This is a genomic window from Mojavia sp. (assembly GCF_059505145.1).
This window is the reverse complement of sequence record NZ_JCACKA010000018.1, coordinates 108,119-135,116: the sequence shown is the minus strand read 5'-3', so window position 1 is coordinate 135,116 and position 26,998 is coordinate 108,119. Positions and strand designations below refer to the sequence as shown.

The window sequence follows — 26,998 nt, the reverse complement described above, 5'->3', positions numbered from 1 at the left end:
GCATGAATGTCTCCGCAAGTTTAACGCCGTTCAACAGTCCAACCTCTCAGTCATTGCCGATGATTCTGGACACCTTACCTGATCCGGCGACTGAGGGACAAGGATGCCCCCGAAGAACTCGCGTACAAATCGATCTAATTTTACTGGCTATTGAAGCTTTGGAGCTTGGTGGTTCTGAAGCTATCCTGGCTTTTGCTGAAGAATTAGAGCTAAAAGGAATTATCAAAGATAGGGTAAATTTATGGCGGATGCGTAGCTCTAACCCACTACGAAGAGCGCATATGCGTCGCCCCTTAAGCATTATGGAGGCGAAAGCATTAGTCGTTATTGCTTGTTACATAGCGCGGCGTTTAACAGTTGTCATCCGACAATTATTGATGATCTATCAGCAAATGCATGACAAACAGCTCCCGCTAGAACAAAACTTGCGACTATCTAATTATCTAGAGCGGTTTAGAACGCATTTTAGGAGCAGAATGAGTGCCCGACGTTCTGGCGTACTAGCATTAAGTTCTGATGAAAAATTAGATGAACTGGCTATAAATTTATTGGGACAATTACTATTTTGTACAGGTACTGCTGGAATGCAGCGGTTCTGGATTAGTCTTTTTGACGGTGAAATAGAATGAATATTCAACGTAAGTATAGTCTACCTAATTGTACGTTGCTGTTAGAGGGTTTAAGTGATGCGAGTAGGGCTACACACTTTCAAGAGTTGCGCCCCGAACTGTCAATATTAGTAAATGCGGAATGCTATTTAACTAGCTATAATCAGCCCTTAGTCGGAGGAAGGGAGTTTTTTGAAAGTTTGGTAAGAGCAGTTAGTGCTTATGCTCAAGAATTTTTGAGTAATGTACCAAACCCACAAGCACACAATCAAGACTCAGAGCTAGTAGAGTTACAGAAAATAGATATCAATCGACACAGGTTGATTGTACATTCTGAGCCAGAAGCAGAAGGTTTCAATAACAACCCCAATAGAGAGCCTATTCAAATAGATTTGAATACGGTACAGTTATTTGATTTAGTGGAAGCGGTGGATCAGTTTTTTGCTGATAGCCAAACTTTACCAGAGTTATCACTGGAATTACAACCAGTTGCCAGACGTAGTGGTGTTGCCAGTCAAGCTCTACTCAAGCAGGCAGTACCAGCTGGTATTGGAGTTTCGAGTTTGGCGGTGGCAGCACTTGCCTTAAGCTTCATTCCATCCCCACAGGTACGTCCACCAGAGCCGAAGCCAGAAGACCAAACTAGCTCTACAGCGCCTAATGCTACACCAAGCGCTACTCCGGCTACTGCCCAGTCTCCAGATCCTACATCGGCTGTAACGCCCACTGTCACTCCGACGCCCACGTCTGCTGCAATTACAACACCAACTCCCACACCGACAACTATATCTACATCTACATCTACAGTTAAAGATTTAGAAGCACTTTTAAATACAGTCCCCGAAATTACTGATGCCTCTCAACTACGTGCATTGAATCGCCAAGTATATAACCAAATTAATCCAGCTTGGACTAATCGTTCACTATTCAAAGCGGATTTAGTCTATCGTGTGGGTGTGGCTACGGATGGTGCAATCATCGGTTATAAAGCAGTGAATCACAAGGCAAATGAAGAAGTGGAGAAAACTCCTCTGCCTAATCTACTTTATAATCCTGCTAACCGTAGCTTTGCTAACAACGAACCAATCGCCCAATTTAAAGTAGTCTTAACTAGAACAGGTGTGCTGGAAGTTAGCCCTTGGCGGGGTTACACTAAAACACCAGAAGTTATTGGCAAAAAAATTACTGATGCTAAAACAGTCAAAAATTTAAGCCAGAAGTTTTATACTACAGTTCGCCAAAACTGGGGTGGTACACCTAGCTTTGGAGAATCTTTGAAATATCGGGTCGCAGTCAACAAAAAAGGCGCGATCGCTGATTATGAACCACTCAACCAAGTTGCCTATGATTATTCTAGGGAAACTCCTCTGCCTAAGATGTTACAAGCAGCTTACGGTTCCAATCTAGTGGCTCCAAATAACAAAGAACCTCTTGCTCACTTTCAAGTAGTATTTCAGCCTAGCGGTAAATTAGAAATCACTCCTTGGCGGGGATACCGTTAACAATTCAAAATTCAAAATTCAAAATTCAAAACATTTTCAGTTGGGGATTTAAACCCCCGATTCAAAATAAGGTATGAAGCCTGAGGTTCTCAAAGATTTTTAGTCTTCTACCTTCTAGCTTCTACTTGGTAATTCTACGCATATAATTTCCCCATAACTGAGCTGCTTGAGCGCTACTGCCGGATGTGGGGGAATTATTATCGTTTCCTAGCCAAACGCCAGTAACAAGCCGCCGACTGGGAATAAAGCCGATGAACCACAAGTCAACGTTTTTATCCGTTGTACCAGTTTTACCAGCTTCCCCTAACGCAATAGCAGCACTGCGACCAGTACCTCTTGTAACTACCCCCCGCATCAAACTAGTCATTTCTTGGGCTACTCCAACGGGCAGCACTCGTTTGTTGGCGTCACGATCTTGGTTAAAGGAGTAAATGACACGGCAGGTCTTTAAATCTTTGCGATCGCGGCAATCACTGCTGTCTAAAATTCGGCTAATTGCATGGGGAGGATTCCACACACCGCGATTGGCAATTGCACCAAAAGCACCAGTCATCTCCAAAACATTGACCACACTTTGACCCAACACTAAGCCGGGAACTGGATCGAGCGCTGATTTTATCCCTAAACGTTGCGCCATTGCTACCACTTTATCCAGCCCGATTTCTCGCGCAACTCGCAGGGCGATCGGATTTTCTGAAAGAGCCAGTCCTGTGGCTATATCTAAACTAATATCAGCACCAGACCTACAGGGTTTGTAGGTAAAGCCTTGCCAAGTTAAAGGAGAACAAGAATAACTTTTAAATGCAGGAATTCCCTGCTGAAGAGCCGCAGTGTAAGCAAAAATTTTAAAAGTGGAACCTGGTTGCCTTTTGGCTTGTACGGCGCGATTGAATTGAGTTTTTTTGTAATCTGTGCCACCCACCATAGCCAGGATACCGCCAGTGCTGGAATCTAAGGTAACGATCGCCCCTTGCGAAAAACCAAAATTTGTACCAGCATTATTGACTGAATTCCGCAAAGCCGCTTCTGCTTGTGCCTGAATTGCTGGATCTAGCTGGGTTTCGATAATATAATTGCCTTCTTTTGCCGCTCCTTCTCCCAAAATAGATTCAAGTTCTTGAAAGACGTAACTATAAAAGTAAGGACTAATTGTTTTGGCTTGCTGTTCACAGACTTTAGGGCTAACTTGAACCGTTGATCGCCTGGCTCGATTCGCCTCCTCTGGCTTGATTTTGCCCATTTCCAGCATCCGCTTAATTACACGATTGCGATATTCAGCTGCTTCTAGCTTATTCGGGCCATCCCCACAAAAATCGAAGGAATTAGGGCCTGGTAAAATTCCCACCAAAGTTGCTGCTTCTGCCAACGTTAATTCTTTTGCAGATTTATCAAAGTAATAATGGGCAGCATCTTCAAAACCAGAGGTATCAGCTCCCAAAAAAACTCGATTCAAATAAGTCAGTAAAATTTCATCTTTGCTGTAAAACGTTTCTAGCTTTAAAGCAACAATTGCCTCACGCAATTTACGCCCTAGAGAATCCTGCCTGCCTACATACTCGCGGAATAAACTACGAGCGACTTGCTGGGTAACTGTGCTAGCACCTTGCTGCACATCTCCAGTACGGCTATTAATCACCACAGCTCGCAAAATTCCCAATGGATCAACCCCAAAGTGCCAGTAATAACGACTATCCTCTGAGGCTACTACTGCTGCTGCCAAATAAGGGCCAAAGTCCTCTAACCCCTTCATGTCTACGTGAGACGTGGTTCTTGGCTCACGCAGCGGGGTGGCTCCATCACGGGCGTAAACTATTACTGGAGCGCGAGTAGCTGTTGGTATTCTTACTGAAAATTTTAGCCATTCGACGCCAATCACTAAAGCTAACAAAGCACTGACACCACCAACGCCATAAGTTGTCCAAGTTGCCGCTTTAACATACCAAGCTGGTGGATCGACATATTGCAGGCGCACGGAAGCCGCAAGTTCTGGGGGGCCCAAGGTGAGAATATCGCCGTGACGTAATTCTAGAGAAGTTATCCGCCGTTTACCGCGATAGATGCCATTGGTCGAGTTTTCATCTTTAATGACGAAAACCGGGGTACGTTGTGTGGAATCCCGTGATAATGACAGGTGAATTTGGCTGACTACCGGGTTACGGATGACTATATCGCAGGATTTGGAACTGCGACCTAATATATAGCGATCGCCCAACAGTGGATATATCTCCGCCTTATCAGCCCCCGCATCCTGCACCCAGAGTTCCGGTACTTTAGCATTAGGCTTGAGCGCCAGTTTAGAAAAGTCAACCCTAGCTTGAATTGTATGTACTGCTTGAGTCAGTTGACCAAGTAAGGTTTGTGGCTTTTGTGGGGGTTGGGGGGAACTCATCGGATATTCACATCACAGTTATTAATAAACAGTCGGGCGAATTACAATCTTAATGCTGGTCTTACACCATTTTACTCATAAGCATAAGCAGAAATTGACTGTACGGATTTTTTTTGATTTTATATTACACCAATTTAATATTCAGTAAGCGGTTTATACGTTATTTGTAGTGATTACTTATTTACATAGTTAACTACTCTGCTTGCGGCTCTAAAGTGCTGATTTTATTACTATTACTAGTCTAAAAAGCACAAAAGAGCAAATTGTTTTTGTATTGCAAAGAACTATTAATCAAGAAATAAACAATGTAAAATTTATTGCTTTAACTTAACCACATATTTCTCAGCAAAAATATACATCCTCATTTAGGCAGATTTTCTAAATTCCGTTGTCTGATTTAATGGGCGGAGTGTTCCGTTGAGGTTAATTTCAGAATGAAGGGAAAATCTCTGAGCCTGATTGGTACAGCTCTAACTTTGGCGCTAACTGGTAATATAGCTGTTGCCGAATCAAGTAAATCCACTACTGTAGCCCAATCCAATAGCTCATCTGCTACTTCAGCAACGGAAATCAAGATGTCACCAGAAGGCATGAAAATTCTGTGTGAACGTTCTCCGATGAATTCACGCTGTGAGGGCGGCACACCACTCACGCCCCCAGCTCCAGGAAGCACAACTGAGCCAGGAAGCACAACTGAGCCAGGAAGCACTACCACCCCTGAGTCTGGCACTCCTGGTAGTTTAACTCCAGCACCAAACACCAATATCACTCCTGAGTCTAGCCCTTCTGGGACAACTCCAGCACCAGACACTACTACCACACCAGGGACTAGTCCTTCTGATACAACCCCAGCACCAGGCACCACTAATATCAATCCTGAGTCTGGCACTCCTGGTAGCGTAACTCCAGCACCAGGCAGCACCAATATCAACCCTGAGTCTGGCACTCCTGGCAGTGTAACTCCAACACCAGGAAGCACTACCAACCCTGAGTCTGGCACTCCTGGTAGCGTAACTCCAGCACCAGGTAGAACTAACCCATAGCATAGTAACAAAGTAACAAATAAAACACCATTTAACTAAGCATTAGTTCTCCTAGCCAAGTTTCGGATGGTGGTTTGCCAAAAGCTCTTGCTAGTAGTAGTTAAAAGCTGAGGCATATTTAAAAAAATTAATCGGCGGAAATTTTATCCCTTGAAAAGATAATAGGGATAGTAACCCGCCGATTTAGTCATTTAACACCCTTTCTCTAAAATCTGGCTACACATACACATAAATCTCCGCGTCTCCCCGCCTCCACGTTAGAGCGTCATCATCTGTTGCCTCTTTTTGAAGAATTGGTATAACTAATGGCCCTGAAGGGGGTGAATCCTACAGTTACCCTCATGAGTGAGACTTATCTTGATCTGTGAGTAGAAGTTGGTGTTTTTTGCCAGGAAGCAATTAGTAAACAAACAATGCCAATACTTATAAATGAATCAGCCATATTAAATACAGCAAAATTAATTAATCGAAAATCTAGAAAATCAACAACGTAGCCTAAAATAAACCGATCAATGCCATTGCCCATAGCTCCACCCAAAATCAAACCATAGCCTAACTGATCCCAAATATTTAACACTGGCCCAAATAATGCCAGCCCTATCAAAATCAAACTTACTCCTAAAGATAGCCAACGCAACCACTCTACTTTTCCACTTAAAAGACTAAAAGCTGCACCTGTGTTAGTAACATAGGTAAGGTGAAAGATTTCTGGTAAAAGTGGTAGTGTCTGTCCCAATTTGAAAGTTTGCACAACCCAGTATTTTGTGAGTTGGTCTATGAAAAAAGTTATGAAGGCAGCAATCCAGAACAGACGATTTTTTAAACGCATAGCTAATTGATGCTGAATGGGTAAGACAGGCAATCTGACAACTGAGCACTAAGTGTTATGAATTGCACATAATACTCAGGTCATTAATTAATCATTAACTAATAAAACATTAAGTGACGTAATATATATGCTATTACCGTGACGGCACAAACTACAGCAAATTGCCCTGGCAACGCTAACCAAGAGTATCTAAGAATTGCTTGCGTCATCAATGTCAAATTTTCTGTGCCTTTCCACTGAAAAAAATAGCTGATAATCAAATAAGTAATACCGCAGACGTGGATAGATAACAAGCCACAAAGACAACTAAACACGAGAGTTTCTAGTTTAGGTCTAGCTTTAAAGGCTAAAAAGCCACAAATCCAAGCTCCAGGAATAAAACCCAACAGATAACCAAAGTGAGAGAACTTGACATAACCAATTCCGCCACCCTGTGAAAAAACTGGTAACAATGTTAATCCCATAACTAAATAAGCGATTTGCGAGAGTGCACCAGCATTTTTTCCTCCTAAACAACCAACCAGTAGCACTGCGCCAATTTGATAGCTGACACCTAAAGAAAAAGTCTGAATTCCGTGCTTACTCCAACTCCAAGGTAAGGTGATGCCATAGGCTTCTAAAAAGGTGCCACCTATTGTTAGGAGTAAGCCAATCATGGACCATAGCAATTGATTGGAAGCGGCAAACATTTATATTAAGATAAAAGAAAAAAGGCAAGCAAGAAAATATACGGCAACCACTATAAGCATTAATATAAAGATAAAATTGGTACTGACACATTAAGAAGTAACATATTTTGTTTTGGCTTTTTAGTTATAATTCTTCGGTTGTTGCAATTTGAGTTTGATGCCTATAAACCTATAAGCAACTTAGTGTTGACCATTGTTGCTTTTTAGCTTACTGCCTGTAGTTCGCCCAACAGCATTTTTAGATATTTCTTTGACTTAGATTTAGGCGATCACTCCCCCTGCCTTTTAAAGTTGGGAAACTTATTTCAACTATCAGTTTTATATCCACTCACGCTGGAATAGGGAATTTATCATAACTCCCTGCCAAAAATTTTTAAGCGCTTAATTATACCAGATTTGATAAATTTTTAACATGTTTTTCTATTAATTGAGCAACCAAGCTACATTAACAAATCAATTTTGTAAATCTTTTGTACATAATCAACCAAGCATTATTTGTTACATCTTAAAAAATAAAAGTATAAAATTTATCAACAAATAAGTATCTAAATTTGAGAAATTCATCAAAAACAAACAAATATTTTTCACTTTGTTAACCTCTTGTTTACCTTAGAGTTTACCTTTTAGAGGTATCTTAGAAACGCTCACTTGGAATTTGACTAAAATTAAGCGCGATGTTCTCACACTTCAATACTATAAAAAATAACCGTTTAACAGCTTCTATTTCAGTGTTAGCGCTGACGATTAGCCTAGCTGCCTGCGGCGGACAGCAAACCTCAGATAGTACTGGCACTAAGGAACAAACTGGTACTGCTACAGATACTGCTGCCTCTAGCTCAACCAGAAAATTGGATCTAGGTGGTAACGTATCTTTAACAGGGGCAGGCGCATCTTTTCCAGCACCTCTGTACGCAAGTTGGTTCACTGACTTGAACAAAAAATATCCTAACTTGCAAGTTAACTATCAGTCAGTTGGTAGCGGTGCTGGAGTTGAACAGTTTCTCAAAGGTACTGTAGATTTTGGTGCCAGCGATGTTGCCATGAAAGATGAAGAAATCCAGAAAGTGCAAAGAGGCGTCATTTTACTACCTGTGGCTGCTGGTAGTATTGTACTAGCCTACAACTTGCCAGATGTTGCAGAACTCAAGCTGCCACGGGCAGTTTACACCGATATTTTACTAGGCAAAATCAAAACTTGGAACGATCCGAAAATTGCTGCCGCTAACCCAGGCGTGAATCTTCCTAACCAGCCAATCACGGTTGTGTACCGTTCTGATGGCAGTGGAACCACTGGTGTGTTCACAAAACACCTCAGCGCTATCAGCCCAGAATGGAAAAGTAAAGTTGGAGAAGGCAAAAGCGTAAATTGGCCTGTGGGAGTTGGTGGTAAAGGCAATGAAGGTGTTACTGCCCAAATCCAACAAACTCCAGGTTCTATTGGTTATATTGAGTACGGTTACGCCAAGCAAAACAATATTAAGTTTGCTGCTTTGGAAAACAAAAGCGGCAACATAGTCACAGCTAACGAGGAGTCGGCATCTAAAACCCTAGAAGCAGTAACTCTACCAGCAAATCTTCGTGCCTTTATTGCAGATCCAGAAGGTGCAGATTCTTATCCCATAGTTACGTATACTTGGATTATGGCTTACAAGCAGTATCCAGAAGCTGCCAAAGGCAAGGCAATGGAAGCCATGATCGAGTACGCTTTAACTGAGGGTCAAAAAATTGCTCCTGAACTAGGTTATGTTCCTTTACCTCAAAACGTAATTACAAAAGTGGCTGCTACTGCTGATCAAATTAGTCCAGACTATAAAATTGCTGTTGGCGGTGGTACCAGCGCTAGCAAGTAGTAATATTTATAGTCAAAAGTCAACAGCTACAGCATGGAGTATCTAGTCAGAACTTGATTGACTAAGTTACTAGACTTGTAACTTTCTCAACATTTCAAAAAAGTTGGAATCTTAATCTCTGGTTTAACAGATTCTCTGGCGGCAATTTTATTAAAGTCTGGTTCCCTCACACATTATTTTGTGATCTAATTGTTAAAATCGGTAGTCATGGCTACAAATACTCAGAATATGGCATCAGCGATTAAAAATCGCTCGGAAACAGAAAAGTCATTAGATCGGAGCTTTATTTGGCTGACTCGGATTTTTGCATTGGCGATCGCTGCCACATTATTGTGGATTACGTTACAAGTTGCTATAGGAGCTTGGCCTGCCATTCAAGAGTTTGGTGCTAGGTTTTTAGCTCAAAGTACTTGGAACCCTGTTAGTAATGACTATGGGGTGCTACCTCAAATTTATGGAACTCTAGTCAGTTCCTTTATTGGTTTATTGTTAGCTGTACCAATTGGTGTTGGCACCGCTATTTTGTTGAGTGAGAATTTTCTCCCAGCAACAGTGCGTATTATCTTGGTATTTTTGGTAGAACTTCTCGCCGCAATTCCTAGCGTTGTCTACGGAATATGGGGCATTTTCGTTTTGATACCAATCATAACTAACATGGGAAGATGGCTCAATAATCACTTGGGCTTTTTGCCAATTTTTAGCACTCCTCCTACAGGCCCAGGAATGTTGCCTGCGGGAGTTATTTTAGCGATTATGACTTTACCAATCATCACAGCCATATCTCGTGATGCATTGATTTCTGTTCCCTCTAGTTTACGCCAAGCATCTGTGGGATTAGGAGCAACTCGTTGGGAAACAATCTTTCAAGTTATTATTCCAACTGCCTTTTCAGGCATAGTTAGTGCTGTCATGCTGGCACTCGGCCGGGCAATGGGAGAAACAATGGCTGTAACAATGTTGATTGGCAATTCTAACAATATTAGTCTCTCTCTTTTAGCTCCAGCCAATACAATTTCTTCACTACTGGCAAATCAATTTTCTGAAGCTAGCGGTCTCCAAATTTCAGCTTTAATGTATGCTGCCTTAGTGTTGTTTATCTTAACGCTTATAGTCAATATTCTGGCCGAGTTGATTGTTCTGCGAATGAAGCGAATTTAGCGTTGTTGTGAGTTGAATTATGTCTTCGAGTTTCCCAGAAAGCAGCCTGACTCGCTCCCCCATGTCTAAAAGGACGCTGTTTAACACAGCGATGACCGTTATCAGCTTTATATGTGGGATGTTGGCGCTTCTGCCTTTGCTAGCAGTGCTTTCTTATGTCATTATTCAAGGCTTCAGCAGTCTTAGTCCCAGCGTTTTTACCGAACTGCCACCCGCACCACTCAGAAAGGGAGGTGGCTTTGGTAATGCCATTTTAGGAACACTGCTGATGGTAGGGATTGGAGCATTAATTAGCATTCCATTTGGTGTTTTAGCTGCAATTTATTTAACAGAATTTAGTTCTGGTAAAATAGCAAGGTGGATACGTTTTGCTACTAATATCCTCAGCGGAGTCCCCTCAATTATTGCTGGGGTATTTGCCTACGGAATTGTAGTTTTGACTTTGGTGAAGCTCAACTTAGGTTCCTACTCAGCTATAGGTGGCGGTTTTGCACTGGCAATTTTGATGTTGCCAATAATTGTGCGAACTACTGACGAAGCCTTGCAATTAGTATCGCAAGATTTACGACAAGCATCTGTAGGATTAGGCGCTACTAACTTCCAAACGGTGACACAAGTTGTATTGCCGGCTGCTTTACCAGCAATTGTCACTGGATCAACATTAGCGATCGCGCGGGCAGCAGGAGAAACTGCCCCTTTACTTTTTACTGCACTATTTTCCCCGTTTTGGCCTAATAGCTTATTTCAACCAACAGCATCTCTTGCTGTTTTGGTTTATAACTTCGCAACTACTCCCTTTAAAAATTTACAGTCACTAGCTTGGGCAGCGTCTCTAATTTTGGTGCTGATGGTGTTAATCACTAGTATCATCGCTCGGTGGGCAACTCGCCAGAAAGCTTAGTGAAACATTATTTCAAGGGCGCATTACTATCCCTCAAACTTACACTAGACTATTTATGGTTACGAACACTAGCACAGTTAATGGTACCGAAACAGTTTTACGTACAGAAAGCCTAAATGTTTACTACGGAAACTTTTTAGCTGTGCGGGATATTTGGCTAGATATCCCAAAAAATCAGGTTACAGCTTTTATCGGCCCTTCTGGTTGCGGTAAAAGTACGTTGCTGAGATGTTATAACCGTCTCAACGACTTAATTGAATCATTTCGGGCAGACGGTAAAGTTTATTATTACAATAAAAACTTGTACGCATCCGATATAGATCCTGTAGAGGTGCGTCGCCGGATTGGGATGGTATTTCAAAGACCGAACCCATTTCCGAAATCAATTTATGAAAATATTGCTTTTGGAGCCAGAATCAACGGTTACAAAGGCAATATGGATGAATTAGTAGAGCGGAGCCTCCGCCAGGCAGCTTTGTGGGATGAAGTAAAAGATAAACTGAAGCAAAGCGGCTTATCTTTATCTGGTGGACAACAACAGCGCTTATGCATTGCGCGGGCGATCGCGGTGCAACCTGAAATCATACTTATGGATGAACCTTGCTCTGCCCTTGACCCTATCTCTACACTGCGGATTGAAGAACTGATTCACGAACTTAAAGAGCAATACACCTTTGTCATAGTTACCCATAACATGCAACAAGCCGCACGGGTATCTGATAAGACAGCCTTTTTTAATGTTCAACAGACAGATAAAGGAGGCCGTAGCGGCTATTTAGTAGAATTTGACGCGACAGAAGTAATTTTTAACAATCCTAAACAGGAAGACACTAGGGATTATGTTAGTGGTAGATTTGGTTAAATATTGCACATTCTCAAGGTTACAATAGTGAAGTTTAGAAATATTAAAGGTTTTTTTGCTAAAATAATGTATTTTTAATGGCTGATAAAATCATTTACTATAGCAATTTCCTTCTAACTTACGCTAAAAAATTAAGATGTGGCTGTTATTAGTTAACAGTCACGCAATATTTACCCATTATTAAGTAACAATATAGTGGGATTTTTTTATGAAAAAAAGATTATTATTGCTGAGTAATTCCACAAATTTTAATGAAGATTACTTGTTTTATGCCCAACAAGAAATTCAAAAATTTTTAGGCAAATTTGTCAAAAGAATAGTATTTATTCCTTTTGCAGGTGTAACTACAACTTTTGATGAATACACCGCAAAAGTCACACAAGTATTTAAAAATATAGGTTATGACATTGATGCAATTCATTTAGCAGAAAATTATCACGAATTAGTCAAAAAAGCAGAAGCAATATTAATTGGAGGTGGAAACACTTTTCATCTTTTTCATTGGTTGCACAAAACTGGAATCATTGAAACTATAACAGAAAAAGTAAATGACGGGACTCCTTATATTGGGTGGAGTGCAGGTTCAAATGCAGCTTGTCCTACATTAAAAACAAGCAACGATATGCCCATCATTGAACCTGCAAGTTTTAGTGGATTAAATCTAGTACCTTTTCAAATAAATCCTCATTATACAGATGTAATTATTCCAAATCATCAAGGAGAAACAAGAGAGCAAAGGATACGGGAATTTTTAGCGGTAAATCGTGATGTGTTTGTTGTTGGATTAAAGGAGGGAACTATGTTGCATATTGAAGGTTCATCCATGAAATTAATTGGTGATAAACCCCTGCATCTGTTTAAGTTCGGCGAAGCAACGATCAAATACGATTCCCACGCTAACCTTGATTTCCTTCTTTAAGAATTAGGATTAAAATTTTCTGGAAAGGATACGCCTTCATAAATATCAGCTAGTCAACAAGAAAAATTCATGCTGGTTAACTGTAATTCTTAATTTACTCGATAGCTATAAAAAATCTTGGGTTAGCAGGCTTAATCTTTTCTCACTTGCAAATCCAGAGTTAGAACTTATCTAATCACTGAATCTATTCTTGAAAGCTAAAAACCCTGAAACACTTAGTTTCCAGGGTTTTCATTTTCTAAGCGGGCGGCGGGAATCGAACCCGCATTAATAGCTTGGAAGGCTATATAGAATCCTTATTATATAAGCATTTCAGCTTATTGGAATAATTTTTACACCCAAATTACGCCCAATTTGCTAAATGTTAAAGTCTCCTGACTTTTCAATTCTTATTGACCTCGATCATAAAAATAAGGCTACTTCAGGAGCAACCAGGACTCAATTGGGTATACTTCACTCATGCATAACTCATCTTTAGTAGGAACATCATCGATTGGACTTTGATATCCACAGCGATCGCGCTTGTAAATGTGCTGGCGTTTCTATTAACTAAACTGGAAAACTTGGGTGTCAGCGACGCTCTTTAAGTTGTAGATTGACCTTGGATAGCGGCGATAGGTGAGACATTATATATTGCTAGAACACCGATTCACTAATAAAATACGAGACTGAGAAACCCTGTTTTAACGTCTTATACAACCAAAGATTCCTTGTTACAGCATCAAAAAATCGGATTTTTAGTCATGATTCTGAATACTGAATCGGTGTTCTAGTGGCGGTTTTACCGGATAAGCGAGATTACTTTGAAGCAAGTTTATCTTGCTACTTCACTATTGTATGGAAACAAATGCTAAAGCCAAGCCTGGCATTAGCCTTCGCAATCATTGTAAATGAGCTTCTGCATCGCCTCAATTGTGAAAAATTTTTACAAAAGCTGATACCCTGCATAAAAGTAATACTTAGCTGTGAGTCATAGTTAGCACATCAGAACCATAGCTTATGTAGTTTGAAGGCAACACTGAGACAGCCACTTCCACTAGTAAAATTTCATCTCCATATATGGCTATTACCTATCAGTTAATCCAAGAAACCACAGCACGGTACAAACAGCGTCACCAAGAACGAGAAGAACACCTCAGGGAGTTAGAAACTGGGAATTTACTAACTGTAGATACTCCAGAGCGAGTCACAAAGAGACTGGAACGAATTGCTAACCATCCTCTGGCTGTCACAATGATCGCCGAAGAAAGTCAACCTGAACTTGCTGGAGTTAAAATCCTATCCCCAGAAAATTTCAATCGCTTGGTTCAGGAACGCATTCTTGGTCAGAGCGATCTAATGAGCGTGAGTTACCTAGAATATGGGTTAAGTGTCTCCCGTTCCATTGGTCGCATTCTTATCCGTAATAATAGCAACCGTCTCGTCGGCTATGGCACAGGCTTCATGGTTTCTCCTTGCCTCTTGCTGACTAACAACCATGTACTTTCAAATGCCCAGGAAGCAGGTTTTAGTTTGATAGAGTTTAATTACCAAAGTGGTGTAGGAGGGCAAATGCTCCAGTCTTACACCTATGAACTAAATCCTGACACCTTCTTTGTTACCGACAAGCATCTTGATTTTAGTTTAGTGGCGGTTAAAGATAGTTCTAATGGACAACCTCCTCTAGCGACTTTTGGCTGGAATCGCTTGATTGAAGAAGAGGGCAAAGCCATTTTAGGAGAGTATGTCAACATCATTCAACACCCATCTGGGCAGCCGAAGCAACTGGCATTGCGGGAAAATCAGCTAGTCGATTTATTCGATGATTTCCTTCACTACCAAACGGATACAGCCCCTGGCTCTTCTGGGTCTCCTGTCTTTAACGATCAGTGGGAAGTAGTCGGTCTACACCACTCAGGTGTTCCTCGAAAAGATGAGCAGGGCAATATTCTAGCAATTGATGGGCAAGTGTGGACTCCTCAAATAGGAGAAGATAGAATTGCCTGGGAAGCGAACGAAGGCATTCGCATCAGCCGCATCGTTAAGTATATCAAGCAGCAAAACCTCTCTCCAACACAGCGCCGACTGCGAGATGAGATGTTTGATCATCTCCCACCTTCACCAGAAGCAATCAAGGAACAAACACCTAAAATCTTTGCCAAGTCGGCCAATCTTGCTAGTGACGGCAGCATTACTTGGACAATTCCGCTTCAGGTGAGCGTGCGGCTAGGAGATCTAGCTATTTCCTCTGCTCGTGTACCTCAATCAGGTAACGTGTCATCTCAACCCCCAAATGACAGCCACCGAGACGATACTCAGCCAGATATTAAAACTGATCCTGAACTAGCTCAAGAACTGCAACTTTTAGAACGAGTCCGTCGGGGAACAATTCCTTATTACGATGAAGTCGGCGATCGCACTGAGCGAAATAATTATTATGGCAATCTAATTGATAGAGCTTCATCACTTAACTCAGGGGAGTTATTCAAAGAATTAAAGGATCTGCTCCGCACTACTCACACACAGCTGTTATCTTATAATCCGCGATCTAGGCTCTATCCTTGGGTAGACCTACAACCCGATCTGACAATTCGCAGTATCTATTCGCGGTTAAAATTCGAGCCTGAGCAAATTATTCGGGAAGATTTAGAAATCGAGCGTGAGCGATCTGCTCGCTTGCAAGAGCTAATACGCTCTGAATCTTTCGGCAATACCGTTCAACTGAGCGAGCAGATCGATCTGTTGGAATCAGAATTGCGCTACAACTGCGAACACGTCGTACCTCAATCTTGGTTTCAAAAGAAAGAACCTATGCGGGGAGATCTGCACCACTTATTTGCTTGTGAGTCTGTCTGTAACAGCTTCCGAGGTAACACCCCTTACTACGACTTTCCTGACTTTGAAGAAGCAATGCGTACCAACTGTGGCAAGTCTGAGGGGAAAAAATTTGAGCCAGGAAATGGCAAGGGAGAGGTAGCGCGAGCAACATTTTACTTCTTACTGCGCTATCCGGGGCAAATTGACAATAAAAGTAATGAATACGAAGCCCAACGCCTGGAAACCTTGCTGAAGTGGCATCAAAGTTTCCCTGTGACTGAACACGAAAAACATCGAAATATGGCTATTTATAAAAAGCAGGGCAATCGCAATCCCCTCATCGACTTTCCGGAATGGGCAGATAAAATTGACTTCCGCTTGGGGCTAGGATAGCTACTATGAAAATTTTACGAATCTTTCTTTTCATTAGCCTGGGATACTTTCTTTCTTCATTGCTATGGAGTGCCCAAGCTACCGCAATGCCCAGGACGCTAGGCGAATTTCCTGTTTGCGAACCCTCAGCAGTGACTCGGATTTCTTGCCCTAATTCTAATGGTCGTTGTCTGTTGATTGGGGATAATGAAAATCAAGAATCTCTTTTTGCTTATCCTATTAACTCAGGAAATCTAGAGGCTACTGTTCAAAAAAAACTCAGCTTAGAAGGAACAGAAATTAGTGATATCGAAGCTATTACTAGTTTAGGTGATAATCGGGTATTAATTTTTGGTTCTTACAGTCGTAATAGTAAGTGTGAGGTGAAGAAAAACCGTCAAAGGTTTTTACAGGCTCAAGTCTTAACCCAGAGCATCAAATCAACTAGCAACGCTATTCAAATCGACAAAATTAACTCGCAAACCTTGTTTGCTCCAGAAGTTCTCAAGAAGAATAAATTGCTTCAAGTTATTGCTGGAACGATTGATAAAGCCGAAAAGTCAGCCAATCTTGCTCAAGGCGATAAAGAAGCTTGTCAAAAGGCTAACGCTTTCAATGTAGAGGGGGCAGTAGCAATTCCTTCAGAATCTGAAGCACAAGTCTGGCTGGGACTACGCTCCCCACTCGCCTCGCTCGAAGATAAAACTTGGGCTATCCTTCTCAAGTTGGAAAATCTTAATGAATACCGATTTGAGCAAGCTGTGTTACTCGACTTACAGGGGCGAGGCATTAGAGAACTAACTAAAAATGGGAACTTAATTTGGGGGATTGCAGGTGGGCCAGAGGACGAAAAGAATAACTTTGTGCTTTGGAAATTACCCATTAAGAACTTAAAACCAAATGCAAAGGTTCGTCCTGAAATTGTTCAATCCCTACCAGCTTCATCGGAAGGATTAGCGATCATAGGAGATAAAGCTTACATTTTAATAGATGGAGATAGGGGTGACTCTGAGTCTAGTTGCCAAGTTCCTGGCCAGTTTATAGAAATCTCGGTTGCGCCGTAATAATTCGCTAAGTAGGATGAGTTTTAGGGGTTAATAATTGTTATTTATGAGCCAATACAGTTCAGTTAAGGCTAAAAGCTGAAGCTTGTCAAAGAAGAAAAAGTTCGTAGTCAGGACTTTAGTCCGCAATTTCAGCACTTTAGTGCTGACTACAAACTAGATTCCCTCATAAGCCAAGCTTGGCATCAGCCTTCGCAAAGCTTGTAAATGAAGCTGAGTTCGAGTTAAGCACGTTGTGATAAAAGCCAGTCTATCTGAGGACTGGATTTGTTTGGTTGATGAATATGATCCGTATCTGATGATCCAAGTGATCCGCAAAATTATGGTTAGTGGAGCGATCGCATGACTCACACAAATATATCTAGAGACTAGTTTACCGAGCAGCAATAAATAAGTAATTTAAGCCTCTAATTCGCCTGGCTTAGGTTCATAATTATCTGCCAGTCCATCCACTGGTTATGCCAGTTCTGCGATCGCGACTGCATTATGTTACTGCTGTGAAATCAACTCAGCGATCGCAATAGTATTTGTATGGTAGCTACTGGTGCATTGGGCACAGGATCGCTTTTAAACATTAGCTAGTCTGCTCAATAGGATATAACGAGGTTAAATACTTGAGCCAGAGTGCGATCGCTGGCGACAAGCTGCTACTTATCTATACTAAGCTTCATTTTCCTTCTCCCTGAGTCGGTGGTATTATTCCTTCCTCCCGTGCTTTTTTAATTGCTCGTTTCAGAATTAACACTGCCATTTGAGACAAAGAACGCTCTTCTGCATCCGCTAGTTGCTGTAGAGCTTCTTTGTCTTGTTCTTCCATGTAAATAGTTACAGTTACTTTTCCCATGTGACTATCATAAGCTTTCTTGTGTGTTTTTACGCTTTAAGCCTTATAACACATAAATTCACATTTAAAAACACAAAAATTGCGTATAATTACTTATAACGTCAAAAGCCAGCGTCGGCCCTAGGAAAGTTGAACGCTGGCTTTCGGCTCCCTTATACAGGAGACATATTCCATGTTAAAGCCTGTTTGCAATAAAACAGATGAATACAGAGGTTATCTACAAGCCTTAGATGACTTCGCGATCGCTGAACTATTGGCAAAACTTAGCGATTACTGTGAGCCGCCAGAACAAGAAACCTTAGCAGCGGTTCTGATTACTCAACTAGCCCAAAGCCTGAATTCTGAACTGATCGCTAATTATATGAGTGCGATAGCTCAAAAACAGCAGTATTCACTAGCAAAATTACTCCACCAGAAATTTTCTCCAGATTCTGCTGATTTACCTGAAGACTTCGCAAATACAGCAAAGACACCCCGCTTTTTATACGGGGATCGACTGCGTTGGCTCGGTTCTGACACTGACTGGGGAACTGTGATTGGCAGATTTTACAGCTTTGCTCCCCATCTTTGCTGCTGGAATTGGTGTTACCTGATCTGGTTGAGCAAAGATAGCCCTAGCGCCACTTGGACATCCGCTGACATGGCCTGGGAAGAAGATTTAGAGCCACTAGAAGGATCGCAGCTATGACTAATCCGCGTCCTTTACAAGCAAGAGAGCAAAATTTGATTGACCTCTATAGCAATTGTCAACTAGGAATGACACCCAATAATTTTTATGCCAAATGGGATGTCAATCATGAAGCGATCGCTCGGATTTGCTCTCGCTCACTTTCAACCGTCCGGCGTTGGTTCTCTAAAGGTCGCAATTACCGCAGTCCCATGTCCAGTGATTTACGCCATCTGGCCCTTATGGACTTCCTGCTAGAAAACTTCGAGGAAATTCCAGAAGAATTTCTGGAAATGCTTTGTGCCCTCAAACAAAGTCAGCATTAATTGAAAAGTCAATAAATTTCAATGTCGTCCTGACATTTTTTGATAAGCCACTCTCGCTGTAGGGTGGCTTTTATCTATGAAACAAGTATTTGTAGGAGGTTATTGTGACCTACGCTGAGAGATTAAGCCCTTGGTGTATCGTTCGCCATTTTCCGAATATGGAGTATCAAATTATCGGGCGTTTTCGCCGCCGCAGTGATGCAGAAGCTCATTTACAGGCACTCAGGCGGCTAATTCCAAATGGGACTTTAGCAATTATTTTCAATCCGCTAGTAGAGCAACAAGAGCAGTTGGCTTCCAATTAACTGCACGTCAAATTTACGCCGTTCATTTTAAACATGGCAAACATTCTTCAAGCCAAAGTCACCATTTTAGGAACTAGAACACTTGCCATACACCATTTTGGCATTGATGCTTTACCACTAGAAGCAACTGAGAAAGATGGTGTTGCTGGCAATAGCCCCAATGAGTGGAGAAAGACAGTTCTCATGGATGAAGAACGCCAGTTATTTTTACTTCCGACATACTTTTTCGGTTGTATCAAGTATGGAGGCAAAACTGTTAAGCGGGGTAAAAGTAACTTACTGACAGATATTGCCAGCACGTTACAAGTTATGGATGACCAGATTTACATCTGTAATAGTGACGGGCCAATTAAGTTGCCCGATCCACCGCAAGTGATTGAGGCAGGAACTATCAAAAATGAGAAATTGCCTGATAGCTACGTTGAAGTCATTGGCGTGCGTAACCCATCAACTAAAGCTAGGAATATCCGTTACCGCGTTGCTGTGAAACCTGGATGGCACTGTTCATTTACTATTCTTTGGGATTCAGTCGTGGTTGATAGAAAGTCCTTAGAGACCGCTATTATCAATGCTGGCACTTTAGTAGGTATTGGTGATGGTAGGCAAAGCATTGGTTATGGGCGTTTTGAACTGACTAATTTTGCCATTGTTTAATACATGTCGTCTTCTGTTGTGTCCAGTCCAGTAGCGTCTAGTTACGTTGAGTCACGTCATCTTAAGTCAGGTTGTGTCACGTCATGTCATCAATCACACTCTACCTGCAAATTAAGCAACGTCGTCAGCATCCAAACCTCCCAGTGTATTGGTGGCGGCGACAACCGCTAGAGCAATGGGAACTGACACGAAAATGTATTTACAAGCGCGATCGCGGGATTTGTCAAAGTCCAACAGATGCACCTCCAAAAATTCACGGCTTATGCATGGGTGAAGTCAATCTTAAGGTTGCTCACATTGATCACATTCTTCCTTTATCTTCTGGTGGTAGCAATCATGCATCTAATTTAAGAACCCTTTGCCCTGTATGCCATGCGCTACGTCTTGATCGAAAGCATGATGGTATGAGAAATAAACTTGTCAAGAAAGGTTTAATCCCTGTCAACTGGAAATCATTTGTTTGGGATTAAATTGTTGGCGATCGCATTCCGTCTACTATGGGCGATCGCCCTATCTATAGGCATTAATAATAGACTTTACCCATTGTTGGCAATTAATAACAGATGAGTAATTTAATTTTTAGTACATAGCTGGCATTACAGCATATTTTGGCTACATGAGGTACAAGCGTAAAATCCAAAACTATGTAGAGACGTTACATATAACGTCTCTACAGTATTTCACGAATATCGAAACTGCTGTAATTACTCAATGTGTGCTGTATGAAGGTAAATAGACGATTGCTATATGCAGTTATTGGTGAATATTTAATTGTCTCAGGGTAAACAGGAATGAAAGGTAATTTTTGCTTACTGAAACGAACAGCCAGCATTCTTGCTAAAGAAAAAATATCAGGCTCATAAATATCAATTTCAGGATTTTGTATTACTTTTGCCAAAATTTCTTGATTACCAATCTTGCCCAACGCCTGTGCTGCATAACTTCTCACGTGACTATCTAAGTCGTTGAGGGCAGAGATTAAAGCATCTACCGCTTGGGAATTGCCAATCTTACCCAACGCGAATGCTGCATAGCCTCTCACGTCACTATTTGAGTGGTTGAGGGCAGAGATTAAAGCATCTACCGCTTGGGAATTGCCAATTTTGCCCAACGCGAATGCTGATGCTGCTTTCCATTTCATCCAAAAATTAGAGTCGTTGAGAGATTATTTATAAAGTAAATCTTTAGGCTACAAGGCGACGCAACATAATCCGAGTCATGACAGCATATATAGCAGCTTCACTCATTTCAGGTAAACGCTCATAATCCTTGCGCTCGACGATGATATTGGTTAAACCACCCGAATGTTCTTTCAACTACCCAGCGTTTCGGTAAAACCTGAAATTCTGGCTCAGTACGCCGTATGACTTCAACATGAGCTTGGATCATCAACCAAACACAAAGAGCAAATTTATCACCGTCATAACCGGAATCAACCCATAAAACTTCAACTTTTTCGAGTAATTCAGGACGCTCCTCTAACAATTCCATCAAAGCATAGGCAGCAACTAATCGTTCTGGGACATTTGCTTCACTTACAACCACTTTCAACAATAATCCCAGGCTATCAACCAAAGTTTGCCGCTTCCGCCCTTTTATCTTTTTACCGCCATCAAAACCGTACACATCCCCCTTTTTTGGTCAGTTTTGATTGACTGACTGTCTGCGGCGATTGCTGTTGGTTGAGTTGATTTACCTAATTTCGAGCGAACTTGACCGCGCAGTGTATGGTTTAGCTTTTCCCAAACCCCTTTACGCTGCCATTTGCGGTAGTAGTTATATACCGTTGAGCTTGGAGGGAAGTCCCCCGGCAGCATATTCCATTGACATCCAGTTTTCAAATGATAATAGATGGCATTGCATATTTCACGCATGTCTGTTGTGCGAGGATGGCCTCCTTTTTTGGCTGGTGGAATCAACTTAGCCAGGATTTCCCACTCCATATCAGTTAAGTCTGTAGGGTAAGCCTTTCGCATCATGAGCAACTATGTAAATACACTGTGTATCAGGTATCTTATCCTTGTTGTAAATTCTTTCTTCTCAGTTTTAGATTTACTTTATAAATAGCCTCTAATACTCAGATTTCCCCTGGTTGACAGTTGAGAGTTGAGGAAATGATAAAACCCAAATAGTGTCTTCTTGACCAGTTTCTTCGCTAACTTTCCGTTTAATTTCAGCAAAATTACTTTGATTAATTTTTACCAAATTACCATTTAGCTCTACACCACTCAACACAGCCTCATTACTTGGAACTTTGGCATTATTCAAATCCACTAAAGCCATGAATTCTAACCATGCGTGGAGAATTGCTTCTACTTTGCTGGCTCTATTCAAAACTTCCTCCAGGTAGGTGTGAGTAATTGGCAGTAGTATATGGCACGAGATTACAAAGCAATTTTACTAATGCAAGTATATAAGTAAAACTTTATCATTTTTTTTCTAATGTCATTATTAAAAAATGATTGGATACAATTAGAGTGAATTTTTACTTTTCATTGGTACAGTTATAGTTGAATGACAGAAAGCCTGTTGATATTAATTAACCATCTCCTATTCGCAAGCCATTAGCTTGACCAATGTTAATGTTGTATTTTCCATTATGCTGATTTACATTCTGAATGATTTGGTTATTAGTACCTTGCTTATTAAAAGCCCCAGGCTCAGGTTCAATTTCTGGTTCACCGTCAAAGGGTAATCCTTTCGGCTCAGTTTCACCGCCTGCATAGTATGCCAGAATAAAGTTATCAGCTTGCTCAAAATTGAGAATGGGATGCTGCCGCTCGCGTGTTCTTCTCGGTACTACTTCACGCGCATACATAGCTAAATCTGCAACCCGCACATAACCATCTTTTTGCGAAGCTCCTTTACCTGCTAAGGCTTCAATTAATGCTAGTGTAAAAGCACTGTAGGGTCTGCCAGCCAGGGATTTTTCATCGGCTTGGGAGGAAGCGATCGCAACTCGTCCTTTCCCTTCATTAAACAAAGTTTGAGCCTCTGGCGGAAGGGGTGCTTTTTCAGCTTCATACCCTAACTTTGATGTATCTCCTAATCCACCAGCATGGCAACAGTCCAGTAATACCAACAGCTTTTTCGCGGAAATTGCCTGTAGCTTGGTGATAAATTCTGTACCACTAATCGCAGTTTTATGTAATTTGGCCTGGTCATAGCCAAAAGGCATTAGGTAATACGCTTCTCCGATGGGGCTATTGACCTGATAACCATGTCCAGAAAAATAGACAATTACCGTGGAATCAGGCGTAGTTGATTGAGCTAATTGGTCTAATGCTGCAAGGATTCCATCTCGGTTTGCCTGTTCTTTAGTCAATAAATGTACCTGTTCAGGTAAATAAGCGCAGCGTTCTGGGTCTTTGAGGATATTGGCAAAACCGACAGCATCATCTACGGTGTTGGGTAAATCACCACCAACCCCAACAATACAGGCATGACCTTGGCTAAAGAGTTTGTTCACTTTTGATTAGGTATCAGATAGTATGGCTATAATTTAGCATCTATCTTTAGGTATGAAAATTAGGCATTTTGATATTACAAAAATTTTATTTTTATCATTAGTTCTTTTGATGGAATTTCCAGCTTTGGCTCAAGCAGAGGTTGTAACTAACCCTAAAGCAATTACAGTCAACGCAACAAAGGGAGATAGTATCACCCGCACGATTACACTGCGGACTAACGAAAAAATAAATACTTTAAAAATAGTTACTTCTGATTTATTGAGTGCTGATAATAGCACTGTTTTACCAGCACGTGCAATTAAATTCACTTCACCAACTACTCAAATTACTCCTCAAGAACTCATTAGTTTACCAATCCAGTTTGATTTGCCTAATTCTTCCAGTGGAGAATTTACAGGTGAAATAGTATTGAGCTATGAAGCTGGAGAAAAAACCATTCCTGTGATTGTCAGGCTCAAAGATCCTTGGCCATTACCTCTGGCTGTATTAATGTTGGGAGTCATCATTGGTATGGCGGTTTCTGCCTATAGCAGTCAAGGTAAGTTAAGTGATGAGGTAACAGTTAACTTAGAGAATTTGCATACCCAAATTACTGCGGATAAGGTAGAGGCACGCTCATTCTGGTCACGCGCTGATATCTATCTTAATATTGCCAAACAAGCACGTGATGCTAAACAAATTGTTGAGGCTCAAGCAGCAGTTAATAATGCGAAGGAAGTTTGGCATAAATGGTTAAAGCAACGTCCTGATTGGCAGATTCTGTTCCGCTATTATGATAAACTCCGTGAACGCCTTAACCGAGAGGACTTAAAAGAAGATACATTGGCTCTCTATATTCAAGTTATAGATCGAGATTTAGAACAAGCTTTACAAAATGCTCCTGTTTTCTCAACAGCGAATGAATTGCAGCAAGTTCTAGATAAAATATCTCAACAAATTAATACTTATATTCAGCTAAAAACGCAGCTAGAAAAACTAAAAAACTTAATAGCAGGGTTAGAAGATATTAACCAACGCTATGACTGGGAAGATAAAGCATCTGAATTAACGCAGAGATTACATATGATCATGCCTGCTCAAGAAGCGGAAATACAAAATTTACAATCGGAAATAAATACAGGTATAGAAAAAGTTAAGGCGTTAGAGATTCAGATTTTAGATGTAGAAAAAGGTATTGATGGTGGTTCTGAAGTGGGTATGGTTATTCAAGCTCCGTCAGTATCAGAAAAAGAGCCTTATAAAGTTCCATTTTATACTAAAACAGGAAAGGCGATCACCAGCTTATGGCGAACTGCTAATGGGCGGTTGAAATTGTTTTATCTCTCCAGTTATCTGGTTTCCTTTACTGTGCTTGCTGGTAGTGGTTTTAACCATTTATATTGGACTAAGCCCACCTTTGGAGGTAATGGTTGGGGTGATTATTTTGCTTTATTAGCATTGGGTTTTGGTGCAGAAGCTACTCGGAACGTGGTCACACAAGTAGCCCGCAAAGCTGATGAATCAAGCTCATAGTATCATCAGCAGCAATTCACAGTATCAGCAATTTATAAGTAAATTTTTGTCTTTTAGCGCAAATTAGCTACCAAAGACGAAAAAGCCTAAAATATTTTTAACTCAGTAATTAAGAATAGGAATTAGTGTGACTAATCACAATCATCTCAGTGAAATTCTTGAGCGCATCCTGAAGGGTAATCAGACTGAGGCAGATATTGAAGAACTGCGGCGATCGCTAAAAATAGCTGACGGTGTAGTACAGTCAGTATCCCAAACGGGCAAGTTCAACACCAATATTGGGCAGATAACTGGGGGAGATGTTCATATAGGCGATCGTATTTACCAAGGTACAGATGCTGAAACACTGAGGCAAGTTTTACGAGAAGTTTTACCACAGCCAGATGAGAAGCCTCCCACTAACCTTACGGGTGCGGATGGGTTGGGTGAGTTGAGTGCTACCGTACCACAGCGACCACTCAGCTTTTTACCTCGTCCAGAGGAAATTAACTCATTAAAAAAATTAGTGGTGGGTGAATCAAACCAGATCGTCGCACTGACAAGTACTAGGCGGATGGTTGGTTTGCAGGGGATGGGTGGGCTGGGTAAATCCACGTTAGCCGCAGAACTAGCACGGGATGAAGAAGTAAGGCGACGATTTTGTCATGGTATTGTTTGGGTAACACTTGGTCAAACACCTATTTTGATCAATCTACAAGCTTCGATTGTAGGGGCGTTAACAGGAGAGCCAACACAATTTAAAGATGTTCAGGAAGGCAAGATTTTCTTGGGTAATTTGTTGAAAGGCAAAGCTTGCTTGTTGATTTTGGATGATATTTGGGATCTGAAACACGCTGAGGCTTTTACAGGTTTAGGTGAAACCAGCCATATACTTATTACTACTCGTAATGCCGAAATCATTCAAAAGCTGGGTTCACAAGAGTATCCGTTGGGCTTGTTGAGTAATGAGCAAGCACTAGAATTATTAGCACAAGCTTCAGAGCAAGCAGTAAAAACTCTTCCGAGTGAGGCTAAGGCGGTAGTAGAGGAGTGTAAAAATTTACCATTGGCTCTGGCAATGGTGGGAGCAATGGCTAAAGGTAAACCCAATCTCTGGGGAGGGTTGCTAAAACGATTAAAAAATGCTGACTTAGAAAAAATTAAGCAGCAGTTCCCAGAGTATCCTTATCCAGACTTGCTGCGGGCAATTCAGGTAAGCGTCGATGCCCTAGAGCCAGAGATAAAAGAACGATACCTAAATTTTGCTGTATTTCCCGAAGATACTCCCATTCCGGTAGGAGTTTTACAGACATTCTGGGAACCGGAAGGATTGGATGAATTAGATGTAGATGAAATTGTTACAACACTGGTGAATCGTTCACTGGCGCAGAAAGATCAATCAGGTCGCCTGAGTCTCCATGACCTCCAACTTGATTATGTGCGAAAGCAAGCCAATAACTTACCAGCGTTACACGGACAACTACTGCAAGCTTACGAAAGTAAATGTGCCGATGGCTGGGCAACAGGCCCCAAAGATGGGTACTTTTTTGAGCAATTGGGCTACCATCTGCTGCAAGCCAACCGCCGAGAAGAATTTCGGCAACTATTGCTGGAATTTAACTGGTTGCAAGCCAAACTGGAAGCCACTAATGCCAGTTCTTTAATTGCAGATTTTTATACATTTCCAGAAGATGAAGAATTACGTTTAGTGCAGCAGGCAATTTTACTGAGTCTTCAAGCCATAGCAAAAGACCCCAAACAACTGTGGAGCCAATTATATGGTCGGTTGATGAGTCAGGAAATGCCAGGGATTAAAACCATGCTGGAGCATCCCCCGCAAACTAGCTGGTTACGTCCATTGACTCCGAGTTTGCATCAGGCTGGTGGACTTTTACGTTGTACCCTAGAGGGGCATGAGGATTCGGTCAATGCCGTAGCCATCACCCCAGACAGGCGCAGTGCTGTTTCCGCATCCGATGACAATACCCTGAGAGTGTGGGATTTAAACTCTGGGCTTTGCCTGCACACCCTAGAGGGGCATGAGGATTCGGTCTTTGCCCTAGCCATCAACCCAGACAGGTGCAGTGCTGTTTCCGCATCGGCTGACAATACCCTGAGAGTGTGGGATTTAAACTCTGGGCTTTGCCTGCACACCCTAGAGGGGCATGAGGATTCGGTCTTTGCCCTAGCCATCAACCCAGACAGGTGCAGTGCTGTTTCCGCATCGGCTGACAATACCCTGAGAGTGTGGGATTTAAA

The 26,998-nt window shown here is 41.5% G+C and carries 24 protein-coding genes, 1 tRNA gene and 1 pseudogene; 17 read left to right on the top strand and 9 right to left on the bottom strand.

Annotated elements, in window-relative coordinates; genetic code table 11:
* Positions 1–2: 2 nt before the first annotated feature.
* Both AC5JL8_RS02230 and AC5JL8_RS02225 read left to right on the top strand, forming a co-directional pair.
* On the top strand, positions 3–629 hold the full coding sequence (locus AC5JL8_RS02230) for a DUF3038 domain-containing protein (RefSeq protein ID WP_495878142.1): 627 nt from the start codon (positions 3–5) through the stop codon (positions 627–629).
* Positions 626–2,110, top strand: a complete 1,485-nt coding sequence (locus AC5JL8_RS02225; protein ID WP_495878141.1) for a DUF4335 domain-containing protein — start codon at positions 626–628, stop codon at positions 2,108–2,110. Before AC5JL8_RS02230 ends, AC5JL8_RS02225 begins: the two co-directional genes overlap by 4 nt.
* Before the next feature lie 121 nt (positions 2,111–2,231).
* On the opposite strand, the gene AC5JL8_RS02220 is transcribed toward AC5JL8_RS02225, so the two are convergent.
* The gene (locus tag AC5JL8_RS02220) at positions 2,232–4,499 is read right to left on the bottom strand and encodes a transglycosylase domain-containing protein (protein WP_495878140.1); all 2,268 of its coding nucleotides are present in this window, start codon (positions 4,497–4,499) and stop codon (positions 2,232–2,234) included.
* Positions 4,500–4,933: 434 nt separating this feature from the next.
* Here AC5JL8_RS02220 and AC5JL8_RS02215 point away from each other — a divergent pair, with 434 nt between their 5' ends.
* Positions 4,934–5,542: a hypothetical protein gene (locus tag AC5JL8_RS02215; protein ID WP_495878139.1), complete on the top strand. Its 609-nt coding sequence runs from the start codon at positions 4,934–4,936 to the stop codon at positions 5,540–5,542.
* A gap of 352 nt (positions 5,543–5,894) precedes the next feature.
* Here the strand turns inward: AC5JL8_RS02215 and lspA are convergent, their stop codons facing one another.
* Together lspA and AC5JL8_RS02205 are read right to left on the bottom strand one after the other, a co-directional pair.
* A complete protein-coding gene (gene lspA / locus AC5JL8_RS02210; protein ID WP_495878138.1) occupies positions 5,895–6,371 on the bottom strand; it encodes a signal peptidase II in 477 nt (158 codons plus the stop codon).
* Positions 6,372–6,469: 98 nt separating this feature from the next.
* Positions 6,470–7,060, bottom strand: a complete 591-nt coding sequence (locus AC5JL8_RS02205; RefSeq protein ID WP_495878137.1) for a biotin transporter BioY — start codon at positions 7,058–7,060, stop codon at positions 6,470–6,472.
* A 674-nt stretch (positions 7,061–7,734) separates the two neighbouring features.
* Between AC5JL8_RS02205 and pstS the strand changes: the two genes are divergently transcribed.
* From pstS to pepE, 5 genes are all read left to right on the top strand, one after another.
* A complete protein-coding gene (gene pstS, locus AC5JL8_RS02200; RefSeq protein ID WP_495878136.1) occupies positions 7,735–8,910 on the top strand; it encodes a phosphate ABC transporter substrate-binding protein PstS in 1,176 nt (391 codons plus the stop codon).
* 207 nt (positions 8,911–9,117) lie between these two features.
* Complete coding sequence (pstC, locus tag AC5JL8_RS02195; RefSeq protein ID WP_495878135.1) at positions 9,118–10,068, top strand: phosphate ABC transporter permease subunit PstC; 951 nt, start codon at positions 9,118–9,120, stop codon at positions 10,066–10,068.
* Between the two features lie 19 nt (positions 10,069–10,087).
* The gene (pstA, locus tag AC5JL8_RS02190; RefSeq protein WP_495878134.1) at positions 10,088–10,969 is read left to right on the top strand and encodes a phosphate ABC transporter permease PstA; all 882 of its coding nucleotides are present in this window, start codon (positions 10,088–10,090) and stop codon (positions 10,967–10,969) included.
* Between the two features lie 55 nt (positions 10,970–11,024).
* Entirely contained in the window at positions 11,025–11,831 is an 807-nt protein-coding gene (pstB, locus tag AC5JL8_RS02185) for a phosphate ABC transporter ATP-binding protein PstB (RefSeq protein ID WP_495878133.1), read from the top strand.
* A 208-nt stretch (positions 11,832–12,039) separates the two neighbouring features.
* Positions 12,040–12,750, top strand: coding sequence for a dipeptidase PepE (gene pepE / locus AC5JL8_RS02180; protein WP_495878132.1), 711 nt, complete (start codon positions 12,040–12,042; stop codon positions 12,748–12,750).
* 241 nt (positions 12,751–12,991) lie between these two features.
* On the opposite strand, the gene AC5JL8_RS02175 is transcribed toward pepE, so the two are convergent.
* Positions 12,992–13,101 (bottom strand) — tRNA-OTHER (locus tag AC5JL8_RS02175).
* A 708-nt stretch (positions 13,102–13,809) separates the two neighbouring features.
* Here AC5JL8_RS02175 and AC5JL8_RS02170 point away from each other — a divergent pair.
* Complete coding sequence (locus tag AC5JL8_RS02170; RefSeq protein ID WP_495878131.1) at positions 13,810–15,939, top strand: endonuclease; 2,130 nt, start codon at positions 13,810–13,812, stop codon at positions 15,937–15,939.
* A gap of 5 nt (positions 15,940–15,944) precedes the next feature.
* Complete coding sequence (locus tag AC5JL8_RS02165) at positions 15,945–16,982, top strand: DUF3616 domain-containing protein (protein WP_495878130.1); 1,038 nt, start codon at positions 15,945–15,947, stop codon at positions 16,980–16,982.
* 667 nt (positions 16,983–17,649) lie between these two features.
* Here the strand turns inward: AC5JL8_RS02165 and AC5JL8_RS02160 are convergent.
* A complete protein-coding gene (locus tag AC5JL8_RS02160; RefSeq protein ID WP_495878129.1) occupies positions 17,650–17,826 on the bottom strand; it encodes a ribbon-helix-helix domain-containing protein in 177 nt (58 codons plus the stop codon).
* Between the two features lie 172 nt (positions 17,827–17,998).
* Between AC5JL8_RS02160 and AC5JL8_RS02155 the strand changes: the two genes are divergently transcribed.
* The 5 genes from AC5JL8_RS02155 (at position 17,999) to AC5JL8_RS02135 (ending at position 20,248) form a co-directional block, all read left to right on the top strand.
* Positions 17,999–18,514: a hypothetical protein gene (locus AC5JL8_RS02155; protein WP_495878128.1), complete on the top strand. Its 516-nt coding sequence runs from the start codon at positions 17,999–18,001 to the stop codon at positions 18,512–18,514.
* Positions 18,511–18,819: a helix-turn-helix domain-containing protein gene (locus tag AC5JL8_RS02150; RefSeq protein WP_495878127.1), complete on the top strand. Its 309-nt coding sequence runs from the start codon at positions 18,511–18,513 to the stop codon at positions 18,817–18,819. The genes AC5JL8_RS02155 and AC5JL8_RS02150 overlap by 4 nt, the downstream gene beginning before the upstream one ends.
* A 104-nt stretch (positions 18,820–18,923) precedes the next feature.
* Positions 18,924–19,124 carry a hypothetical protein gene (locus AC5JL8_RS02145; protein WP_495878126.1) on the top strand — a complete coding sequence of 67 codons (201 nt, stop codon included), beginning with the start codon at positions 18,924–18,926 and terminating at the stop codon, positions 19,122–19,124.
* 33 nt (positions 19,125–19,157) lie between these two features.
* Positions 19,158–19,778, top strand: a complete 621-nt coding sequence (locus tag AC5JL8_RS02140) for a hypothetical protein (protein WP_495878125.1) — start codon at positions 19,158–19,160, stop codon at positions 19,776–19,778.
* Positions 19,779–19,861: 83 nt separating this feature from the next.
* Positions 19,862–20,248 (top strand): HNH endonuclease, encoded by a 387-nt coding sequence (locus tag AC5JL8_RS02135; protein ID WP_495878124.1) that lies wholly within the window; start codon positions 19,862–19,864, stop codon positions 20,246–20,248.
* A 200-nt stretch (positions 20,249–20,448) separates the two neighbouring features.
* Here the strand turns inward: AC5JL8_RS02135 and AC5JL8_RS02130 are convergent, their stop codons facing one another.
* The 4 genes and pseudogenes from AC5JL8_RS02130 to AC5JL8_RS02115 all read right to left on the bottom strand — a co-directional run bounded on the left by AC5JL8_RS02130 (position 20,449) and on the right by AC5JL8_RS02115 (position 23,247).
* A complete protein-coding gene (locus AC5JL8_RS02130) occupies positions 20,449–20,919 on the bottom strand; it encodes a HEAT repeat domain-containing protein (RefSeq protein ID WP_495878123.1) in 471 nt (156 codons plus the stop codon).
* A gap of 43 nt (positions 20,920–20,962) precedes the next feature.
* Positions 20,963–21,757, bottom strand: a pseudogene (locus AC5JL8_RS02125) (IS5 family transposase).
* A 91-nt stretch (positions 21,758–21,848) separates the two neighbouring features.
* Positions 21,849–22,112 carry a hypothetical protein gene (locus AC5JL8_RS02120; protein ID WP_495878122.1) on the bottom strand — a complete coding sequence of 88 codons (264 nt, stop codon included), beginning with the start codon at positions 22,110–22,112 and terminating at the stop codon, positions 21,849–21,851.
* A 205-nt stretch (positions 22,113–22,317) separates the two neighbouring features.
* On the bottom strand, positions 22,318–23,247 hold the full coding sequence (locus AC5JL8_RS02115; protein WP_495878121.1) for a caspase family protein: 930 nt from the start codon (positions 23,245–23,247) through the stop codon (positions 22,318–22,320).
* A 52-nt stretch (positions 23,248–23,299) separates the two neighbouring features.
* Between AC5JL8_RS02115 and AC5JL8_RS02110 the strand changes: the two genes are divergently transcribed.
* Both AC5JL8_RS02110 and AC5JL8_RS02105 read left to right on the top strand, forming a co-directional pair.
* Positions 23,300–24,760, top strand: a complete 1,461-nt coding sequence (locus AC5JL8_RS02110; RefSeq protein ID WP_495878120.1) for a hypothetical protein — start codon at positions 23,300–23,302, stop codon at positions 24,758–24,760.
* 127 nt (positions 24,761–24,887) lie between these two features.
* Positions 24,888–26,998, top strand: a 2,111-nt coding sequence (locus AC5JL8_RS02105; protein ID WP_495878119.1) for an NB-ARC domain-containing protein, incomplete at its 3' end; no start/stop codon positions are given.

Bases quoted from the DNA above. Each gene is read 5' to 3' on its own strand.
- AC5JL8_RS02230 (WP_495878142.1), top strand. From the start codon at position 3: ATGAATGTCTCCGCAAGTTTAACGCCGTTCAACAGTCCAACCTCTCAG.
- AC5JL8_RS02225 (WP_495878141.1), top strand. From the start codon at position 626: ATGAATATTCAACGTAAGTATAGTCTACCTAATTGTACGTTGCTGTTA.
- AC5JL8_RS02220 (WP_495878140.1), bottom strand. From the start codon at position 4,499: ATGAGTTCCCCCCAACCCCCACAAAAGCCACAAACCTTACTTGGTCAA.
- AC5JL8_RS02215 (WP_495878139.1), top strand. From the start codon at position 4,934: ATGAAGGGAAAATCTCTGAGCCTGATTGGTACAGCTCTAACTTTGGCG.
- lspA (WP_495878138.1), bottom strand. From the start codon at position 6,371: ATGCGTTTAAAAAATCGTCTGTTCTGGATTGCTGCCTTCATAACTTTT.
- AC5JL8_RS02205 (WP_495878137.1), bottom strand. From the start codon at position 7,060: ATGTTTGCCGCTTCCAATCAATTGCTATGGTCCATGATTGGCTTACTC.
- pstS (WP_495878136.1), top strand. From the start codon at position 7,735: ATGTTCTCACACTTCAATACTATAAAAAATAACCGTTTAACAGCTTCT.
- pstC (WP_495878135.1), top strand. From the start codon at position 9,118: ATGGCTACAAATACTCAGAATATGGCATCAGCGATTAAAAATCGCTCG.
- pstA (WP_495878134.1), top strand. From the start codon at position 10,088: ATGTCTTCGAGTTTCCCAGAAAGCAGCCTGACTCGCTCCCCCATGTCT.
- pstB (WP_495878133.1), top strand. From the start codon at position 11,025: ATGGTTACGAACACTAGCACAGTTAATGGTACCGAAACAGTTTTACGT.
- pepE (WP_495878132.1), top strand. From the start codon at position 12,040: ATGAAAAAAAGATTATTATTGCTGAGTAATTCCACAAATTTTAATGAA.
- AC5JL8_RS02170 (WP_495878131.1), top strand. From the start codon at position 13,810: ATGGCTATTACCTATCAGTTAATCCAAGAAACCACAGCACGGTACAAA.
- AC5JL8_RS02165 (WP_495878130.1), top strand. From the start codon at position 15,945: ATGAAAATTTTACGAATCTTTCTTTTCATTAGCCTGGGATACTTTCTT.
- AC5JL8_RS02160 (WP_495878129.1), bottom strand. From the start codon at position 17,826: ATGGGAAAAGTAACTGTAACTATTTACATGGAAGAACAAGACAAAGAA.
- AC5JL8_RS02155 (WP_495878128.1), top strand. From the start codon at position 17,999: ATGTTAAAGCCTGTTTGCAATAAAACAGATGAATACAGAGGTTATCTA.
- AC5JL8_RS02150 (WP_495878127.1), top strand. From the start codon at position 18,511: ATGACTAATCCGCGTCCTTTACAAGCAAGAGAGCAAAATTTGATTGAC.
- AC5JL8_RS02140 (WP_495878125.1), top strand. From the start codon at position 19,158: ATGGCAAACATTCTTCAAGCCAAAGTCACCATTTTAGGAACTAGAACA.
- AC5JL8_RS02135 (WP_495878124.1), top strand. From the start codon at position 19,862: ATGTCATCAATCACACTCTACCTGCAAATTAAGCAACGTCGTCAGCAT.
- AC5JL8_RS02130 (WP_495878123.1), bottom strand. From the start codon at position 20,919: ATGAAATGGAAAGCAGCATCAGCATTCGCGTTGGGCAAAATTGGCAAT.
- AC5JL8_RS02110 (WP_495878120.1), top strand. From the start codon at position 23,300: ATGAAAATTAGGCATTTTGATATTACAAAAATTTTATTTTTATCATTA.